The sequence below is a fragment of the Citrobacter sp. Cb080 genome (assembly GCF_030334745.1).
Taxonomy (GTDB): domain Bacteria; phylum Pseudomonadota; class Gammaproteobacteria; order Enterobacterales; family Enterobacteriaceae; genus Citrobacter; species Citrobacter braakii.
In genome coordinates this window covers 241,235-258,500 of record NZ_JAOWDG010000069.1, presented here as the reverse complement: position 1 = coordinate 258,500, position 17,266 = coordinate 241,235, and the positions used below count along the sequence as shown (strand labels likewise).

Sequence of the window (17,266 nt, the reverse complement as noted above, 5' to 3'; positions counted from 1 at the left end):
AGCCGCCATCCGGCAAAACAGACTTACAGAGAAGTGCGTCCAAATGCGCTCTGCCAGTCGTGCTCGAACTTCGCTACGGCAGCATCAACGGCCGGAGAGCTAATCATCTGCTGAGCGACATCCAGCGGCAGCGTGATGGACTCGCAGCCTGCCAGCAGGCAATCCAGCGCCTGACGCGGCGTTTTAAAACTGGCGGCCAGTACTTTGGCGTGCGGGGCATGCATTTTCAGTAAGGTCTGCAGATCGGTCACCGTCTGAATGCCGTCCCCCCCCTGCGCATCCACACGGTTAACGTATGGCGCAACGTATTCGGCCCCCGCAAGCGCAGCTAATAGCCCTTGAGCAGCGCCGTATACCGCGGTACCCAACGTCGGGATCCCCTCTTCTTTCAGCAATTTAATGGCCGTCAGACCTTCTGCCGTGACCGGCACTTTGACCACGATATCCGCAATGATTGCCCGCAGCTTACGCGCATCGCTGACCATGCCTTCGGCGGTGGTCGCCATTACCTGAGCAAACAGGCGTCCTTGCCCTCCCATCGCTTCCTGCAGTTGCGGCAGTAACACGTCCAGCGTCTGCTTACCTGCCGCCACAATGCTTGGGTTAGTGGTCACCCCTGCCAGCGGAAAAACCCGCGCCAGAGCTTTTACCGCGTCAACGTCAGACGTATCTAAATAGAGTTCCATAACCTTTCCTCAAACGAATAATTAGCATGAATAAAAGGTAACACGGCGAAACCTCACGGTTAGTTGACGTACGTCAATATAACTTTCATTCGAAAGTAATTTAATCTTTATACGAAAGATGAGAGGCCGCTTATGATTTTCAATATCCAGCGCTATTCCACACATGATGGTCCCGGTATCCGTACCGTGGTGTTCCTTAAGGGATGCTCACTGGGCTGTCGGTGGTGCCAGAATCCGGAAAGCCGCGCCCGCACGCAGGATCTGCTCTATGACGCGCGTTTGTGCCTCGACGGTTGCGATCTCTGTGCTCAGGCCGCACCGAAGGTGATTGAACGCGCGCTGAGCGGATTGCTGATTCATCGCGAAAAACTGACCGATGATGCGCTCACGGCGCTGACCCACTGCTGTCCAACCCAGGCGCTGACCGTCTGCGGAGAGGAAAAAAGCGTGGACGACATCATGGCGACCGTAGTGCGTGATAAACCGTTTTACGATCGCAGCGGCGGGGGCCTCACCCTGTCTGGCGGTGAACCCTTTATGCAGCCAGAACTGGCGGCAGCGCTACTCAAAGCCAGCCACGATGCAGGTATTCATACAGCGGTTGAAACCTGTCTGCATGTCCCGTGGAAGTATATTGAACCGTCATTACCTGACGTCGACCTGTTCCTGGCCGATTTAAAACATGTCGCCGACGCGCCGTTTAAACAGTGGACCGATGGCAGCGCCTCTCGCGTACTGGAAAATCTGAAAAAACTGGCCGCCGCCGGTAAAAAAATGGTTATCCGCGTCCCCCTGATTCAGGGGTTCAACGCTGACGAAGCCGCTATTCAGGCCATTACCGATTTTGCTGCCGACGAGCTTCACGTCGATGAGATCCATTTTTTGCCCTACCACACGCTGGGCATCAACAAATACCACTTACTCAGTCAACCCTACAACGCACCGGATAAACCGCTTGATGCGCCTGCGCTGCTCGAATTTGCCCAGCAGTACGCCAGCCTGAAAGGTTTAACCGCGACCCTACGAGGATAATCGCCATGACCACTCTGAAACTGGACACACTCAGCGACCGTATCAAAGCGCATAAAACGGCCCTGATCCACATCGTGAAGCCGCCGGTTTGTACCGAGCGCGCCCAGCACTATACCGAGATGTATCAACAGCATCTGGATAAACCTATCCCGGTTCGCCGCGCGCTGGCGCTGGCCCATCATCTGGCGGAACGCACCATCTGGATCAAGCATGACGAACTGATCATTGGTAACCAGGCAAGCGAAGTGCGTGCCGCGCCAATCTTCCCGGAATACACCGTGTCGTGGATTGAAAAAGAGATCGATGACCTCGCCGACAGGCCGGGCGCGGGCTTTGCGGTAAGCGAAGAGAACAAACGCGTGTTGCACGAGGTGTGTCCATGGTGGCGTGGTCAGACCGTGCAGGATCGCTGCTACGGGATGTTTACGGACGAGCAGAAAAGGCTGCTGGAAACCGGCATTATCAAAGCCGAAGGTAACATGACCTCTGGTGATGCACACCTGGCGGTAAACTTCCCGCTGCTGCTGGAAAAAGGTCTCGACGGCCTGCGCCACAAAGTTGATGAACGTCGTTCCCGCATCAATCTGACTTGTCTGGAAGACCTCCATGGCGATCAGTTTCTGAAAGCGATTGATATCGTGCTGGAGGCCGTCAGTCTGCACATTGAGCGCTTTGCCGCGCTGGCACGTAAAATGGCGGCCACGGAAACTCGCGCCAGTCGTCGTGATGAACTGCTGACCATGGCGGACAACTGCGATGTGATCGCCCATGAGCCGCCAAAAACGTTCTGGCAGGCGCTGCAGTTGTGCTATTTCATCCAGTTGATCCTGCAAATTGAATCGAATGGTCACTCGGTGTCGTTTGGTCGCATGGATCAGTACCTCTATCCGTTCTACCGTCGTGACGTAGAACTGAACCAGAGCCTCGATCGTGAGCACGCCATTGAGCTGCTGCACAGCTGCTGGCTGAAACTGTTGGAAGTGAACAAAATCCGCTCCGGCTCCCATTCGAAAGCCTCGGCGGGTAGCCCGCTGTATCAGAACGTGACCATTGGTGGCCAAAACCTGGTTAACGGTCAGGCAATGGATGCCGTCAATCCGCTCTCCTACGCTATTCTGGAATCCTGCGGTCGCCTGCGTTCTACTCAGCCAAACCTGAGCGTGCGTTATCATGCAGGGATGAGTAATGATTTCCTGGATGCCTGTGTACAGGTGATCCGCTGCGGCTTCGGGATGCCTGCCTTTAATAACGACGAAATCGTCATACCTGAATTCATTAAGCTTGGCATTGAACCGCAGGACGCCTATGACTATGCGGCCATTGGTTGCATCGAAACCGCCGTTGGCGGCAAATGGGGCTACCGCTGTACCGGTATGAGCTTTATTAACTTTGCCCGCGTGATGCTGGCAGCGCTGGAAGGTGGTCGCGATGCCACCAGCGGTAAAGTATTTCTGCCACAGGAAAAAGCACTCTCGGCTGGTAACTTCAACAATTTCGACGAAGTGATGGACGCCTGGGATGCGCAGATTCGCTACTACACGCGTAAATCTATCGAAATTGAGTATGTTGTCGACACCATGCTGGAAGAGAACGTACACGATATTCTGTGCTCTGCGCTGGTAGATGACTGTATTGAACGCGCGAAAAGCATTAAGCAAGGCGGTGCGAAATACGACTGGGTATCGGGTTTGCAGGTGGGTATTGCCAACCTCGGCAACAGCCTGGCTGCGGTGAAGAAACTGGTCTTTGAACAAGGCGCTATCGGTCAGCAACAGCTGGCCGCCGCGCTGGCCGACGATTTTGACGGTCTGACCCACGAACAATTACGCCAGCGGCTGATCAACGGCGCACCGAAATACGGCAACGATGACGATAGCGTTGATACGCTGCTGGCCCGCGCTTATCAGACCTATATCAATGAGTTGAAACAGTATCATAATCCGCGTTACGGACGTGGCCCGGTTGGCGGCAATTACTACGCGGGTACCTCATCGATCTCCGCAAACGTACCGTTTGGCGCGGCAACGATGGCCACACCGGATGGTCGTAAGGCGCACACTCCGCTGGCAGAAGGCGCAAGCCCGGCTTCCGGAACGGACCATCTCGGCCCAACAGCGGTAATTGGCTCGGTGGGTAAACTGCCGACCGGTTCAATCCTCGGCGGCGTGTTGTTAAACCAGAAGCTGAACCCGGCCACGCTGGAGAATGAATCCGATAAGCAAAAGCTGATGATCCTGCTGCGTACCTTCTTTGAAGAGCACAAAGGCTGGCATATTCAGTACAACATTGTCTCCCGTGAAACGCTGCTGGAAGCCAAAAAGCACCCGGATCAGTATCGTGACCTGGTGGTCCGTGTAGCTGGTTATTCGGCCTTCTTCACCGCGCTGTCTCCAGATGCGCAGGACGATATCATCGCACGTACTGAACATATGCTGTAATCCCCCTTACCCGGCGGCATTTCGCTTGCCGGGTATTCTTCTTTCGAATGAAATAAATTTGTGCTTTAGCTCACATTGTTATTAAAATGTTTCTGGTCGCAGTTATGAGCCAGGAGCAAGTATGACCATCAAAGTTATCGTCACCGATATGGACGGAACTTTTCTCGACGACGCCAAAAAATACGATCTTGCACGTTTTATGGCGCAGTATCAGGAACCAAAAAAACGGGATATTGAATTTGTCGTGGCCAGCGGCAATCAGTATTACCAACTGATCTCCTTTTTCCCGGAACTCAAAGATGAGATCTCTTTTGTTGCCGAGAACGGGGCGTTAGTCTTTGAACATGGCAAACAGCTGTTTCACGGTGAGCTGACCCGCCACGAATCCCGCATTGTCATTGGCGAACTGCTCAAAGATACGCATCTCAACTTTGTGGCTTGCGGCCTGCAAAGCGCCTACGTTAGCGAAAATGCCCCCGAGTCCTTTGTCGCATTGATGTCAAAACACTACCATCGCCTGAAACCCGTGAAGGATTATCAGGACATCGATGATGTGCTGTTCAAGTTCTCGCTGAATTTACCGGACCAACAAATCCCATTAGTGATCGATCACCTTCATTCTGCCCTTGACGGTATAATGAAACCCGTCACCAGCGGCTTTGGGTTTATTGACCTGATCATTCCAGGTTTGCATAAAGCCAACGGAATCAGCCGTCTGCTAAAGCGCTGGAACCTATCCCCGCAAAACGTGGTCGCCATTGGCGATAGCGGCAATGACGCAGAAATGCTGAAAATGGCGCGCTACTCTTTCGCCATGGCCAACGCGGCAGAGAGTATCAAATCAATTGCCCGCTATCAGACCGATGACAATAACCATCAGGGCGCGCTGAACGTGATTCAGGCGGTGCTGGATAACACTTCCCCTTTTAATTGCTAATCCTGCCCAACCGGGGTATCCCCTTGCCCCGGTTTCCACGCTTTTTCATGTTTCTCACACCATCAAATTTTAAACTTGCGTTAACTAAATTTTAACTTATATTATCACCTGTAACTTAAATAAGTTTCGAATGAAAGTTAATACGAGGTGGATATGGCTTTTACTTTTACCAGCGACACGTTGCCCACCGATCACAAAGCGGCAATCCGGCAGATGAAAAAGCAATTGCGTGAACAGCTTGGAGATGTTCAGTCGATTTTCAATCAGTTGAGCGAGGCCATTGCTAATCGCGTGGCGGAAATCAACGCCCTCAAAGCGCAAGGCTCTCCGGTATGGCCTGTGTTGTCCTATGCGGATATCAAGGCAGGTCGCGTGAGTACTGAGCAGCGTGAAGAAATTAAGCGTCGCGGATGCGCGGTCATTAAAGGCCATTTCTCTCGCGAACAAGCCCTCGATTGGGATAGGTCAATGCTGGACTATCTGGACCGCAACCATTTTGACGACGTTTACCAAGGACCGGGTGATAATTTCTTTGGTACCCTGAGCGCATCGCGGCCTGAAATCTACCCCATCTACTGGTCCCAGGCGCAGATGCAGGCCCGTCAGAGTGAAGAAATGGCAAATGCGCAGTCATTTCTCAACCGTCTTTGGACATTTGCAGGCGAAGGTAAGCAATGGTTTAACCCGGATGTCAGCGTTATCTACCCCGACCGCATACGCCGTCGTCCACCGGGAACGACGTCCAAAGGGCTGGGCGCGCATACGGATTCCGGTGCGCTGGAACGCTGGCTTCTGCCGGCATATCAGCAGGTCTTTGCTAATGTTTTCAATGGTAAGCTGGAAGACTACGATCCGTGGCAGGCCGCGCATCGCACTGAAGTAGAAGAGTACACGGTGGATAACACCACCAAATGTTCAGTATTCCGTACCTTCCAGGGCTGGACTGCTCTCTCTGATATGCTGCCAGGTCAGGGGTTGTTGCACGTGGTCCCTATCCCTGAAGCGATGGCCTGGGTACTGTTACGTCCATTGCTTGACGATGTGCCGGAAGATGAACTTTGCGGCGTTGCGCCCGGCAGAGTTCTGCCGATTTCTGCGCAATGGCATCCGCTGCTGATTGAAGCGTTAACCAGCATTCCGCAACTGGACGCCGGAGACTCCGTCTGGTGGCATTGCGATGTGATCCACTCCGTCGCGCCGGTAGAAAATCAGCAGGGTTGGGGCAACGTGATGTACATCCCTGCCGCACCGATGTGCGAAAAGAATCTGGCCTACGCCCATAAAGTGAAGGCCGCGCTGGAAAAAGGCGTATCGCCAGGTGATTTCCCACGCGAGGATTATGAAACTAATTGGGAAGGACGCTTCACGCTGGATGATTTGAATATCCATGGCAAGCGTGCGCTGGGGATTATTTAATCTGTAACTTACACAAGTTTCCCTAAGTATTTCGCGTTACAGGAAGGCGGCCAGCCTGTAAATCCCCGCAAGCTTACACAAGTAAGTGACCGGGGTGTACAGGTGCAGCCAACACACCTGTAACACGAAAGACGACGGGAAAATTATTCGACGCCCTTGCTACGCAGGTAATCTTCGTAGTTACCGGTGAAGTCGATTACGCGTTCCGGCGTAATTTCAATCACGCGGGTTGCCAACGAACTGACGAACTCACGGTCGTGAGAAACGAAGATCAGCGTGCCCTGGTACATTTCCAGCGCCATATTCAGCGACTCGATAGATTCCATATCCAGGTGGTTGGTCGGTTCATCCATTACCAGGATATTCGGCTTCTGCATCATCAACTTACCGAACAGCATGCGTCCTTTTTCACCACCGGACAGCACTTTAGCAGGTTTCTTGATATCGTCCTGGCTGAACAGCAAGCGACCAAGGAAGCTACGTACTACCTGCTCATCATCGCCTTCCTGTTTCCACTGACTCATCCACTCGAAGACCGTCAGATCGTTTTCGAATTCGTACTCGTGATCCTGCGCGTAGTAACCAACCTGGGCGTTTTCAGACCATTTCACGGTACCGTTATCCGGCTGTAATTCGCCGACCAGCGTTTTCAGCATGGTTGATTTACCCACGCCGTTGGCACCCAGAATGGCAATTTTCTCACCGACTTCCAGCAGCAGGTTAAAGTTTTTAAACAACGGACCTTCATCAAACCCTTTCGTCAGCGCTTCCACTTCCAGCGCGTTACGGAACAGTTTCTTATCCTGTTCGAAGCGGATGAACGGGTTCTGACGGCTGGACGCCTTCACTTCGTCAAGCTTGATCTTATCAATCTGACGCGCACGAGAAGTCGCCTGACGAGATTTAGATGCGTTGGCGCTAAAGCGGCTGACGAAGGATTGCAGATCGGCAATCTGCGCTTTTTTCTTGGCGTTATCAGCCAGCAGACGTTCACGCGCCTGGGTTGCCGCCGTCATATATTCGTCGTAGTTACCCGGATAAACACGCAGTTCGCCGTAGTCCAGATCCGCCATGTGCGTACAGACCATGTTCAGGAAGTGACGGTCGTGCGAAATGATGATCATGGTGCTGTCACGCTCGTTCAGCGTCTGCTCCAGCCAGCGGATGGTGTCGATATCCAGGTTGTTCGTTGGTTCGTCGAGCAGCAGAATGTCCGGGTTAGAGAACAGCGCCTGTGCCAGAAGCACACGCAGCTTCCAGCCGGGGGCGACTTCGCTCATCGGGCCATAATGCTGTTCTACCGGAATACCTACGCCCAGCAGCAGTTCACCCGCACGCGCTTCCGCAGAGTAGCCGTCCATTTCGCCATACTGAACTTCAAGGTCAGCAACTTTATAGCCGTCTTCTTCGCTCATTTCGGCCAGGGCGTAAATGCGATCGCGCTCCTGCTTTACTTCCCACAGTTCACCATGACCCATGATCACGGTGTCAAGCACGGTGAACTCTTCAAAGGCGAACTGATCCTGACGCAGCTTACCAATACGCTCGTTCGGATCGAGGGAAACGTTGCCCAGCGTCGGTTCGAGGTCGCCGCCGAGAATTTTCATAAAAGTGGATTTACCGCTACCGTTCGCGCCAATCAGGCCGTAACGGTTGCCGCCGCCAAATTTGACGGAAATATTTTCAAACAGCGGCTTACTGCCGAACTGCATGGTGATATTGTTGCAAAGAAGCAAAATTGATACTCTCTCGTAAATTACTGAGGTGGTTATGAAACAAAACGGACAAGCATATTCTTACATAAGATTCTCATCAAAGAAGCAAGAACAAGGCGACTCCGTAAGACGTCAAACTGAGCTTGCTGAACAGTACGCACATGCGAATAATTTGATTCTATCAGATAAGAACTTTCAAGACCTCGGAATCTCAGCATTCAAAGAGGGAAACAGGCCATCACTCGGTGACATGCTCGAGGCTATCGAGAAAGGTCAGATTGAACAGGGTTCCACTATCATCATTGAATCGTTAGACCGCCTGAGTCGCCAAGGCATCGACGTGACTCAACAGATTATTAAGTCGATTCTGCAACACAACGTCTTTATCGCTTCGCTGGTCGATGGTTTATTATTAAACAAAGAATCCGTCAACGACCTCGTAAGTGTCATCAGGATAGCTCTTGCAGCGGACCTTGCCTATAAAGAGTCCGAGAAAAAATCGCAGCGCCTACGCGAAACGAAAAGACAACAACGACAACGAGCACTAAACGGTGAGGTTATCAACAAAATTCTGCCTTTCTGGTTAGAACGGAAAGAAGATAAATTTCATTTTAGTGACAGAGTTGATTCGGTCAAAAGAATAATTCAGTTACGACGAGAAGGATTTGGAACAAATAAAATCGCTAAAGCGTTAAACGACGAAGGTCATAGACCATTACGTACTACTGGCTGGAATCATACAACGGTTGGAAAAACAATAAACTCAGTTGCACTTTACGGTGCATATCAAACATCTGAGACAACTAAAGATCGAAAAGTCATTCTACTTGATATCATAGAGAATTATTACCCTGCAGTTATCAGCAAAGAAGAATTCATGCTTTTACAGTCTGATCAGAAACAAAACAAGCCTGGATATAAGTCTGAACACAATGCCTTCGCTGGAATATTAAAACACGAATGCGGGGGCTCTCTTGTAAGAAAATTCCACGTTACTTCTGGAAAAACATATCAATACCATGTTTGTGCTAATGCAAGAGATGGAAAGTGTAGCATAACGAAAAATTTTAAAAATATAGAAGTAGCACTTTATCGGATAATGAGAAAACTGAAGCTTGAGAAACGCTCAAATCTTGATGGAGCATTATTGGTAGAGCGAGACACAATAAAGTTAAAGATTCAGGAGCTAAATGACATGCTTCTCACTGAGTCTAAGATCCCGACAAGTGTAATCCAAACGATAAATAACCTTGAGGATAAGTTGCACGAACTTGAAGAAAAAATCAAGCAACAGAACAGTATGATTATCTCAGAACGGGCATTTGATTTGAATTTATTGCAGGAGATTAAAGACCCACAAGAACTGAACATGATGCTTAAGCGAGTTATCGAACAGATAACCGTCTATAATATAGGTAAAAAATGGAGAATAAAAGTTCTGTACAGAAACAAACACATTCAGAGCTTCCTTTGGGATGGTGAAAAAATTAGTTTTATTACTGATACTAAAGAAATATTAGATCTCGTTAATTCATGGGTCTAAAATGAGTGTCTATACATCGCTCAATCGCTATGAATCGCTCTGTATCTTGCCAGAGCGATTAAAGTTGCTATGATCATCATTTAATACCAAAACCCCGTAAAACTCGATACAGTGCGTTTTAGAGAAAGGGTTCTAAATTACATAGTATCCATTACGTCTACATACTGATCCCATTGTTCCGCTTCTTATCGAAACAACTCTTTGGTTGCAGGAAAACCCGCACAAAGTCGGAGGGAATCCCTTCCAATCGCAATATTCAAGACTAACCGCAGCCCCGCCCCACATTAGCATCAAGCATATGAACCATTTGAAAACCCTTTAAATACAATACCCTTTGCAGCCTCGACCCTCTTTCCCTTGCCCCAACCGATCGTTTTTACAGATCGATTTCTCAATATTGATAGATTTTATAGATCAATGTAAAATCGAGTTTTCCAACCAGACTTCGGTTCAAAACCAACCAATTTTCGTCTTCTGAATGAAGAACAGTTTTTCGATAGCAAAAGGAAAGACTTAGACATGAAGCTAAGAAAGCTTATTAATATCATGCTGTTGAATGCTTTTTTTGTTTTCGAACACAGCTACAGCAATCTCAGATAACCGCATCAGCTTCCGTAACATGGATACCGTAGATGACCTTCTGGCACTTCCAGCAAGTGAACTTTGCCTAAATGGTGGACCTACATCAGATGACATAGAACTCATATTGCTAAATGGACCTCTGGCACGTCCTATGTATCAAAATGACCCTACGGCAGCCCGTATGGTCATCAATGAACAGTCCGCAAACATTAAAGCCAGAATCAAAGAAAAGTGCTCAAATCCAGATAAGCCCGTGCGTAAGTTAACAAAAGAAATGTTTAAAAATGAAGACGATGTATGCAAACGTGGAGCACCGACAATAGAAGAAGCTAAAGTATTCATTAAAGAATCGGACGACCCTGAACTGAATATTGATAAACAATTGCAAGCCATTCCTTATGAATATCGCCTCATATTGGAAGAAGGCGCCAAATTAAATGGGTATACACTTCGTGAAATGTTTATCGAGGACATAGCTACAAAGGTCTCAAAAAGCTGGGAAAAGGCATGCGCTGATAAAGTATATTCTCAGAATAAAGCAAAGAACATCACAACCGATCATGACAAGCTAACAACACCGTCTTCCCTGGAAGAAGATTATCATATTGCGGATAAAAAGCTTAACGATACATGGAAAGAACTGCCATCTGAAACACGAAAATCTTTACTACCATCGCAGCGAAAATGGATCAAGCAACAAGCCATTTGCAACAAAGATACTCAATGCTTAATTGACATGACCAATAAACGCATTACTGAACTGGAGTCTGAAAATGGAAAACAATGACTTAACAGTAGTATTGGAACATGACTATTTAGCACAATCATCAGACAATGCCTATCAAGGAAAATACACGGTCGGGCGATTTTACCTGACCGAGACGTTCATCGTTGAGTATATGAAGCTGATACATGGAATCGAAATACCTGACTCATGGGTCCATAGTAGTTTCAGGAACATATCAGATACCGCTCCCCGTAAGGTGATGTATATGGAAAGCTGCGATATGTTATCGCGAGATATAATGAATGACATCCGTAAAGCAGTTAAGTCCCCGCCTGACAACGTGAAAATATATCGTAATGGTGTGCACATTGTTAAGATAGAAGTTATGGAGAAATAAAATGGCCTCACACTATAAAAAGTCAACTGCAACTGTTGCCTTCTTCTTCGGACTTTATATATTGAACGGAATAGCAATAACACCATGCCAAGCCAGAACAACTGAATCAATACAGTTATCAAACGGAGGTTCAGCATCTTTACAACAAACCGAACAATAAACAAAATCATCGATAATCGATATACTTCCAAGACTGTATACAACCGAAGAGGTTTATGCACGATTTAAAGAACACGAATTCCGGGCAACAAACGATTTCAAAAAGTGTCGATTGATGGTTACAGGTAAAATAAAAAAATCGGTACTGTTACATTCAGTAAGAATCCGTTAGTTACATTGTATATTTCTGGTTCAAATGAAGGACTAAAGTTTATTTTTGAAAATACGGATTATAATAACGATAAGGTAGCAAAGTTAAACGTTGGAGATACAGTAATTATTGCAGGATGGAATGCACGTCCTGGAACATTTGAAGGTATTTTTTTAGATGATTCGCAAATCATGACTGGTATGATTTCAAAAAAGAAAAGGCAAATGTTGGCTGTGAATGGTGGAGTCTATGATCGGGAGATTTGTCTTAAGTAACATTATTTATTCTCTTCAAATGCAGGGGCCAAGCCCCTGCATCTTTCTTCAATGGACACTGTACCAAGGGGAATAAAACCTGTAAGGAGCTACATTAGCGTTTTTTTTTATGACATACGACTCGAAATATCGCGACAGAACATTAAAGCAGGACCTGCCCTGCAAAATGACCAATCCCCATCGACAAAAACATAGCCAGTGTACTCCAGAACATAATTCTTATGATCGCCCTGACAGGAGGTGCTTTACCTGCAACAGAGGATATATAACCAAGGACCACCAGTGAAAAAAGGGTGGAAAGGATAATAAACAAAAAAACCTGCTTTGGAGGAGATAACCATGCAACTATTAAAGGTAACACGGCACCAGCAGAAAAACTCAGAGCAGAAAAGACAGCAGCCTGAAGGGGCTGTGCAGAGTTTGTATCCGTCAGCCCAAGTTCTTCACGGGCATGAGCATCCAGAGCATTTCTCGCCATGAGCTGCTCTGCAACCCTATAGGCAAGCACAGGATCCAGTCCACGTTGTATATAAAGTGAAGTCAGTTCCTGCATTTCACCTTCATAATCGGTTTCCAACTCCCTTTTTTCCTGAGCAAGTGCAGCGTTTTCGGTATCAGCCTGAGATGAGACTGAAACATATTCTCCCGTTGCCATCGACATCGCACCAGAAACCAGTCCGGCAACACCAGCAAGTAAAACTCCCGAAGAACTGGTGTTTGCTGACGCAACACCAAGGACAAGGCTTGCTGTCGAAACAATTCCGTCATTTGCCCCCAGTACAGCCGCCCGAAGCCATCCCACTTTTTCGATGCTGTGTCGTTCAAGATGCATATCTTTGCTTTCCTTCAACTACGCACACTAATCGGAATTACGGACATATAAGAATGCCTTGACAGATAATTAAACTATTGTAGTCAATTTTATCCAGCCATTACAGCACACTTTATTAATCATCAATCTATCACACTATTCCGTAACGGAATTTTTCCTTTGGCTACGGATGGTGAGAAATATATGCAGCAACCCCATCGAACCATGCGCCCAGAAATAGGTTTCAATAAATACAGTCAGAAACTTATGCAAATTTAGGACACTTTCTGTCAGCACTGGCGACATTCCAGGAATTGTATTGAGTGCAAACCAGAAACCACCACATGATGCAACGCCCAATAGCGCAAGTACACCAAGCCCCTGGACTAAGGCAGCAATCCCACCAGCATGAGCTTCAGGGAGACGGAATGACATCAGCATTTTGATATCTTCAACCACACCTCGAAAATCAAGAGTCAGCCAAGCAAAATAGTAATGAAATCCTCGTTGTGTCAGCATCCATGCAAGCATGATTAACCCAAGAACAATCAGTGATAATCCAGTGATAACATGGAACCATGTAACGAACCCTGTGAGAGTATAGTCACTGAGAGCATCGCTTTCGGTAAGATTTGAACTAACAATCTGCAATAAAATCAATACAGCTAAGATGATATGAAGCACACGTAGAAATGGTGTGTCTTTGTGAGGGAGAGCATTACGTAAATTTTCATTCATAATTTAGCCACTTTGTTAGGGGTGGTTGACCAAATCAACATGCCTTTTTATTAACGAAACCTTAACTTATCGGAACTAAACAATACTCTTTAATCAGAGAATGGTATCTAAACCTATAGTACATCACATCAGTAATATGAAGAGATTACCATGAAGAAGTGTTTTTCCAGCCAAGAGATCATCAGTATGTTTCAGTGAAGCACGAAGCGGGTATATCCGCCCCGTGCAACATCAATAGGACTTAGCTTATGTTGAGGCAATGTAGCATCGGTAAGCATGTTTGCGACCCCAACATTTTTATATGTACTGAGCAGATAAGATAACGTATTAGAATTTCTTCACCAGGGCATAACTATCCATTCTAATACAAGCAGCTATATCATGTCAGTTCCGGGATATCTTTCCAGCATATCTACTTTCTCCTGATAGTTCCCGGTTCAGTCAACGCCAAGTTTATTATGGTATTTTCTCATCATACTGCCCAGTTTCTGTGCTGCAATTTTCCCAGCGTCAAGACCTTCCTTTTCAGCGGTACTTTCAACAGCAGTTACCTCATCAATCAGAAGTGACATACCTGCAACATACGTTTCCCTGTCATACCCCTCTACCGGGCCGTTCAAGATGGACTCTGCTGTTGATTTCAGATCCTGCATATCTTTCCTGAAAGATGTAACGTCCTCCTCCTTAAGTGCTGCGCGGTAGCTTTTATTCATCATCTTCATGGCATGTTCAACACCGTCAGAACCAGCTATTACACTGGTAGATAAAACAAGGGCTGTTCCTATTATAACACTATGCATAATTTTTCTCATAATAACCCCACATTGTTTACTATCATTTAAAAAAATCACAATCCGAAGACGTAACATTGAGCAAAGAAAATAATTATTTGCCAATTTCCCCGAAGAAAATCAGCATTAAAATTATTGTTTATGATTATTTACACTTCCATAATCAAGGCCACTTACCTCCTTAAAAAAAGGGTCAACATGCGTCATGACATTTAATACATGATGATTATCTAAAACTGATTTCCTGGCTAAAACAGCAATGTCATGCCCTACTTTCACTGATAAATTACCATTAATTTCCAGATGAACATCAACAACAACAAGATCTCCCATTTTACGGGTTTTGAGATCATGGATACCTTCAACTCCAGGCGTTGACAATAATGTGGTTTTTATTTTATTTTCAGTTTCAATATCCACGGATCTGTCCATCAAGTCATGAAGCGAATCTGACATAAATGAATATCCCATTCTGGTTACAATCAGTCCGACAACCATTGCAGCAACTGGGTCGAGTAATTTAAAACCTGATAAGTTCCCAATAATACCAATAGCCACAACCAAAGACGAAGCGGCATCAGAGCGTGCATGCCAGGCATTAGCGACCAGCATAGTGGATTTTACTCGGGTTGCTACGGCAAGCATATAGCGAAAAAGAAGCTCTTTGATAACCAGTGCGGCTAAAGCCACCCACAGAGCAACAATATGTACCTGAGGAATATCATCTGGTTGTTTCATTTTATTTACTGCTGACCATAACATGCCGATGCCAACAATAAATAAAATTGTCCCCAGAATTAATGATGCACCATTTTCATAACGATGATGACCGTAGTGATGGTCATCATCGGGATTTTTTTTACTTTTATGGTTTGCAATGAGTACAACAAAGTCTGAGACTAAATCAGACAGGGAATGAATACCATCCGCGATAAGTCCCTGAGATCCAGAAAATATACCAGTAATCACCTGCCCGGATGTCAGAAAACAATTAACAAGCACACTAACCCACGTACTTTTACGGGCCGCGATGAAACGCTCATGAGAACTAATATCAATATCATCCGTAAATTTGTTTACCTGCACCAGAAACTCCTTATAACAGCATCAACAGTTAATACTAAACAGACTATCCTTCCCGGACAGGTTCTGTGGCGAAAATATAATAATTGGTGAGATTTATTCCTGTAAAGGACGTGCCATGTTTGTGATGACATTCATTTATCATAATTTTTAAACATTAATTTATTCTTAACAGAATATGAAAAAATTGACAGTGATCTTGACCCGCCATATCCAGACAGTTTTTGTCTCTACGTTAGTGTTATCCGTCGGCTCCGGTATTCCCTCGGCGAGAGGTATCCCAGGGCGCTGTGCGGATGGTTTTCATTGTAATGCTCGAACGCTGCCGCCAGGTTTATCAACGCCGTTCTCACATTCGGTTTTGGCATGAAGGTGATGTAGTCACTTTTCATCGTTTTTACGAACCGTTCAGCCATCCCATTGCTCTGCGGACTGCTCACTGCTGTTGTGCACGGCTCCAGATTCAGTTCCCTCGCGAACCAGCGGGTTTCATGCGCTACATAAGCCGAACCGTTGTCCGTCAGCCACTGGATTGATCTTTCCGGTAACTGATTACCGAACCGCTTTTCCACTGCTCCCAGCATCACATCCTGTACCGTACTGCTGTCGTAACCCCCTGTGCTGGCGGCCCAGTCTATGGCTTCTCTGTCGCAGCAGTCCAGCGCGAACGTCACCCGCAGCTTTTCACCGTCATCACAGCCGAACTCGAAGCCATCTGAACACCAGCGCAGATCGCTTTCCGCCACCGCGATTTTACCGTTATGCTCCCGCTGCGGACGTTGGGGTTTGTCGTGCAACAGCAACAGGTTGTTCTCGCTCATCACACGATAAACCCGTTTGGCATTCACGGGGAGAAGCCCTTCATTGCGCGACTGTTTTCGCAGTATCGCCCACACTCGTCGATAGCCATAACCCGGCATATCGCTGATGATCGCGAGGATACGCGGCAGCAGCTCTGCATCTGCTTCCTCATTACGTCTGTTACAACGCCCGTCCTGCCAGTCGACAGGACGATTGACCCGAAGGGATAACTGCGCACGCGACACGCCTAAAGCCCGGCTGACCTGTGCTATTGCTTGTCCTTTGATAACAAGGGCGCATGCGCTATCCATTTTCGCGACTGACCGTACTCCACCGCTTCTTTCAGGATCTCGTTCTCCATCGTCTTCTTACCCAGAAGACGCTGAAGCTCCCTGATTTGTTTCAGCGCTGCGGAGAGTTCAGAAGCCGGAACGACCTCTTCACTGGCAGCCACTGCGGCGAGGCTGCCTTCCTGGTACTGCTTTTTCCACTTGAACAACAGACTGGGCTGAATGCCATGCAGGCGGGCGACATGGGATACCGACATTCCCGGCTCCATCGACTGCTGAATAATGGCGATCTTTTCCTGAGGCGTTTTACGCCGACGGGCTTCTTGCCCTAACAGTATTCCGGTCATCTCAAAATTAGCGTTAGTGTTAGACATATATCCAAGCCTATCTCTTAAGTTAAGAGACTTCTACTGTCTGGCTTTTCATGGGGCCCATTCAATGAAAAAATTGACAGTTACCACAACTATACGCTTACGTTCAGTGTTACGTATTCGGCAAACTAAAATTATTTTACAGGTTATTATGGCAAAAAACTGGTTATGTAGATGCTAGACTATTCCGGTCCCCAGTAGTGGCTCGCTGTAATTGATAAAGACCTACTGAAATGCAAACTGAGTGGTTCAGTTACAGGAACTGACTACATCGTATACCCCAAGCATGATCTGAGAACATTCAATACAATATCTCTTTTAGG

At 47.1% G+C, this 17,266-nt stretch carries 15 protein-coding genes; 8 read left to right on the top strand and 7 right to left on the bottom strand.

The features are described from left to right. Positions 1–23: 23 nt before the first annotated feature. On the bottom strand, positions 24–686 hold the full coding sequence (fsa, locus tag OGV38_RS13900; protein WP_019076360.1) for a fructose-6-phosphate aldolase: 663 nt from the start codon (positions 684–686) through the stop codon (positions 24–26). Positions 687–818: 132 nt separating this feature from the next. Here fsa and OGV38_RS13895 point away from each other — a divergent pair, with 132 nt between their 5' ends. The 4 genes from OGV38_RS13895 to OGV38_RS13880 all read left to right on the top strand — a co-directional run bounded on the left by OGV38_RS13895 (position 819) and on the right by OGV38_RS13880 (position 6,509). Beyond that, positions 819–1,718 (top strand): glycyl-radical enzyme activating protein, encoded by a 900-nt coding sequence (locus OGV38_RS13895; RefSeq protein ID WP_016152383.1) that lies wholly within the window; start codon positions 819–821, stop codon positions 1,716–1,718. Positions 1,719–1,723: 5 nt separating this feature from the next. Then, complete coding sequence (locus tag OGV38_RS13890; RefSeq protein ID WP_269517560.1) at positions 1,724–4,156, top strand: glycyl radical protein; 2,433 nt, start codon at positions 1,724–1,726, stop codon at positions 4,154–4,156. A gap of 121 nt (positions 4,157–4,277) precedes the next feature. Next, positions 4,278–5,093: a Cof-type HAD-IIB family hydrolase gene (locus OGV38_RS13885; RefSeq protein ID WP_286473592.1), complete on the top strand. Its 816-nt coding sequence runs from the start codon at positions 4,278–4,280 to the stop codon at positions 5,091–5,093. Between the two features lie 153 nt (positions 5,094–5,246). Continuing rightward, complete coding sequence (locus OGV38_RS13880; protein WP_269517563.1) at positions 5,247–6,509, top strand: DUF1479 domain-containing protein; 1,263 nt, start codon at positions 5,247–5,249, stop codon at positions 6,507–6,509. Between the two features lie 143 nt (positions 6,510–6,652). Here the strand turns inward: OGV38_RS13880 and OGV38_RS13875 are convergent, their stop codons facing one another. Continuing rightward, positions 6,653–8,245, bottom strand: coding sequence for an ABC-F family ATPase (locus OGV38_RS13875; protein WP_094168566.1), 1,593 nt, complete (start codon positions 8,243–8,245; stop codon positions 6,653–6,655). A gap of 34 nt (positions 8,246–8,279) precedes the next feature. Between OGV38_RS13875 and OGV38_RS13870 the strand changes: the two genes are divergently transcribed. The 4 genes from OGV38_RS13870 to OGV38_RS13855 all read left to right on the top strand — a co-directional run bounded on the left by OGV38_RS13870 (position 8,280) and on the right by OGV38_RS13855 (position 12,058). Then, positions 8,280–9,767 (top strand): recombinase family protein, encoded by a 1,488-nt coding sequence (locus OGV38_RS13870; protein ID WP_130714847.1) that lies wholly within the window; start codon positions 8,280–8,282, stop codon positions 9,765–9,767. A gap of 619 nt (positions 9,768–10,386) precedes the next feature. Beyond that, positions 10,387–11,136, top strand: a complete 750-nt coding sequence (locus tag OGV38_RS13865) for a lysozyme inhibitor LprI family protein (protein WP_286473583.1) — start codon at positions 10,387–10,389, stop codon at positions 11,134–11,136. Then, positions 11,123–11,473 carry a hypothetical protein gene (locus OGV38_RS13860; RefSeq protein WP_130714849.1) on the top strand — a complete coding sequence of 117 codons (351 nt, stop codon included), beginning with the start codon at positions 11,123–11,125 and terminating at the stop codon, positions 11,471–11,473. The genes OGV38_RS13865 and OGV38_RS13860 overlap by 14 nt, the downstream gene beginning before the upstream one ends. Before the next feature lie 336 nt (positions 11,474–11,809). Then, positions 11,810–12,058: a hypothetical protein gene (locus OGV38_RS13855; protein WP_226991648.1), complete on the top strand. Its 249-nt coding sequence runs from the start codon at positions 11,810–11,812 to the stop codon at positions 12,056–12,058. A 142-nt stretch (positions 12,059–12,200) separates the two neighbouring features. On the opposite strand, the gene OGV38_RS13850 is transcribed toward OGV38_RS13855, so the two are convergent. From OGV38_RS13850 to OGV38_RS13830, 5 genes are all read right to left on the bottom strand, one after another. Next, the gene (locus tag OGV38_RS13850; RefSeq protein ID WP_016240364.1) at positions 12,201–12,890 is read right to left on the bottom strand and encodes a VIT1/CCC1 transporter family protein; all 690 of its coding nucleotides are present in this window, start codon (positions 12,888–12,890) and stop codon (positions 12,201–12,203) included. A gap of 135 nt (positions 12,891–13,025) precedes the next feature. Next, positions 13,026–13,607: a cytochrome b/b6 domain-containing protein gene (locus OGV38_RS13845; RefSeq protein ID WP_046481655.1), complete on the bottom strand. Its 582-nt coding sequence runs from the start codon at positions 13,605–13,607 to the stop codon at positions 13,026–13,028. A 437-nt stretch (positions 13,608–14,044) separates the two neighbouring features. Continuing rightward, positions 14,045–14,419: a cytochrome b562 gene (locus OGV38_RS13840; RefSeq protein ID WP_011977761.1), complete on the bottom strand. Its 375-nt coding sequence runs from the start codon at positions 14,417–14,419 to the stop codon at positions 14,045–14,047. A 111-nt stretch (positions 14,420–14,530) separates the two neighbouring features. Further along, positions 14,531–15,484 carry a cation diffusion facilitator family transporter gene (locus tag OGV38_RS13835; RefSeq protein ID WP_001198018.1) on the bottom strand — a complete coding sequence of 318 codons (954 nt, stop codon included), beginning with the start codon at positions 15,482–15,484 and terminating at the stop codon, positions 14,531–14,533. Positions 15,485–15,711: 227 nt separating this feature from the next. Further along, a protein-coding gene (locus OGV38_RS13830; RefSeq protein ID WP_286473776.1) for an IS3 family transposase occupies positions 15,712–16,919 on the bottom strand; the annotation gives its coding sequence in 2 pieces (ribosomal slippage) (positions 15,712–16,598 and positions 16,598–16,919; 1,209 coding nt in all). Positions 16,920–17,266 lie beyond the last annotated feature (347 nt).

What these genes read in the sequence shown, in the direction of transcription:
- fsa (WP_019076360.1), bottom strand. Translation starts at nt 686, where the DNA reads ATGGAACTCTATTTAGATACGTCTGACGTTGACGCGGTAAAAGCTCTG.
- OGV38_RS13895 (WP_016152383.1), top strand. Translation starts at nt 819, where the DNA reads ATGATTTTCAATATCCAGCGCTATTCCACACATGATGGTCCCGGTATC.
- OGV38_RS13890 (WP_269517560.1), top strand. Translation starts at nt 1,724, where the DNA reads ATGACCACTCTGAAACTGGACACACTCAGCGACCGTATCAAAGCGCAT.
- OGV38_RS13885 (WP_286473592.1), top strand. Translation starts at nt 4,278, where the DNA reads ATGACCATCAAAGTTATCGTCACCGATATGGACGGAACTTTTCTCGAC.
- OGV38_RS13880 (WP_269517563.1), top strand. Translation starts at nt 5,247, where the DNA reads ATGGCTTTTACTTTTACCAGCGACACGTTGCCCACCGATCACAAAGCG.
- OGV38_RS13870 (WP_130714847.1), top strand. Translation starts at nt 8,280, where the DNA reads ATGAAACAAAACGGACAAGCATATTCTTACATAAGATTCTCATCAAAG.
- OGV38_RS13865 (WP_286473583.1), top strand. Translation starts at nt 10,387, where the DNA reads ATGGATACCGTAGATGACCTTCTGGCACTTCCAGCAAGTGAACTTTGC.
- OGV38_RS13860 (WP_130714849.1), top strand. Translation starts at nt 11,123, where the DNA reads ATGGAAAACAATGACTTAACAGTAGTATTGGAACATGACTATTTAGCA.
- OGV38_RS13850 (WP_016240364.1), bottom strand. Translation starts at nt 12,890, where the DNA reads ATGCATCTTGAACGACACAGCATCGAAAAAGTGGGATGGCTTCGGGCG.
- OGV38_RS13845 (WP_046481655.1), bottom strand. Translation starts at nt 13,607, where the DNA reads ATGAATGAAAATTTACGTAATGCTCTCCCTCACAAAGACACACCATTT.
- OGV38_RS13840 (WP_011977761.1), bottom strand. Translation starts at nt 14,419, where the DNA reads ATGAGAAAAATTATGCATAGTGTTATAATAGGAACAGCCCTTGTTTTA.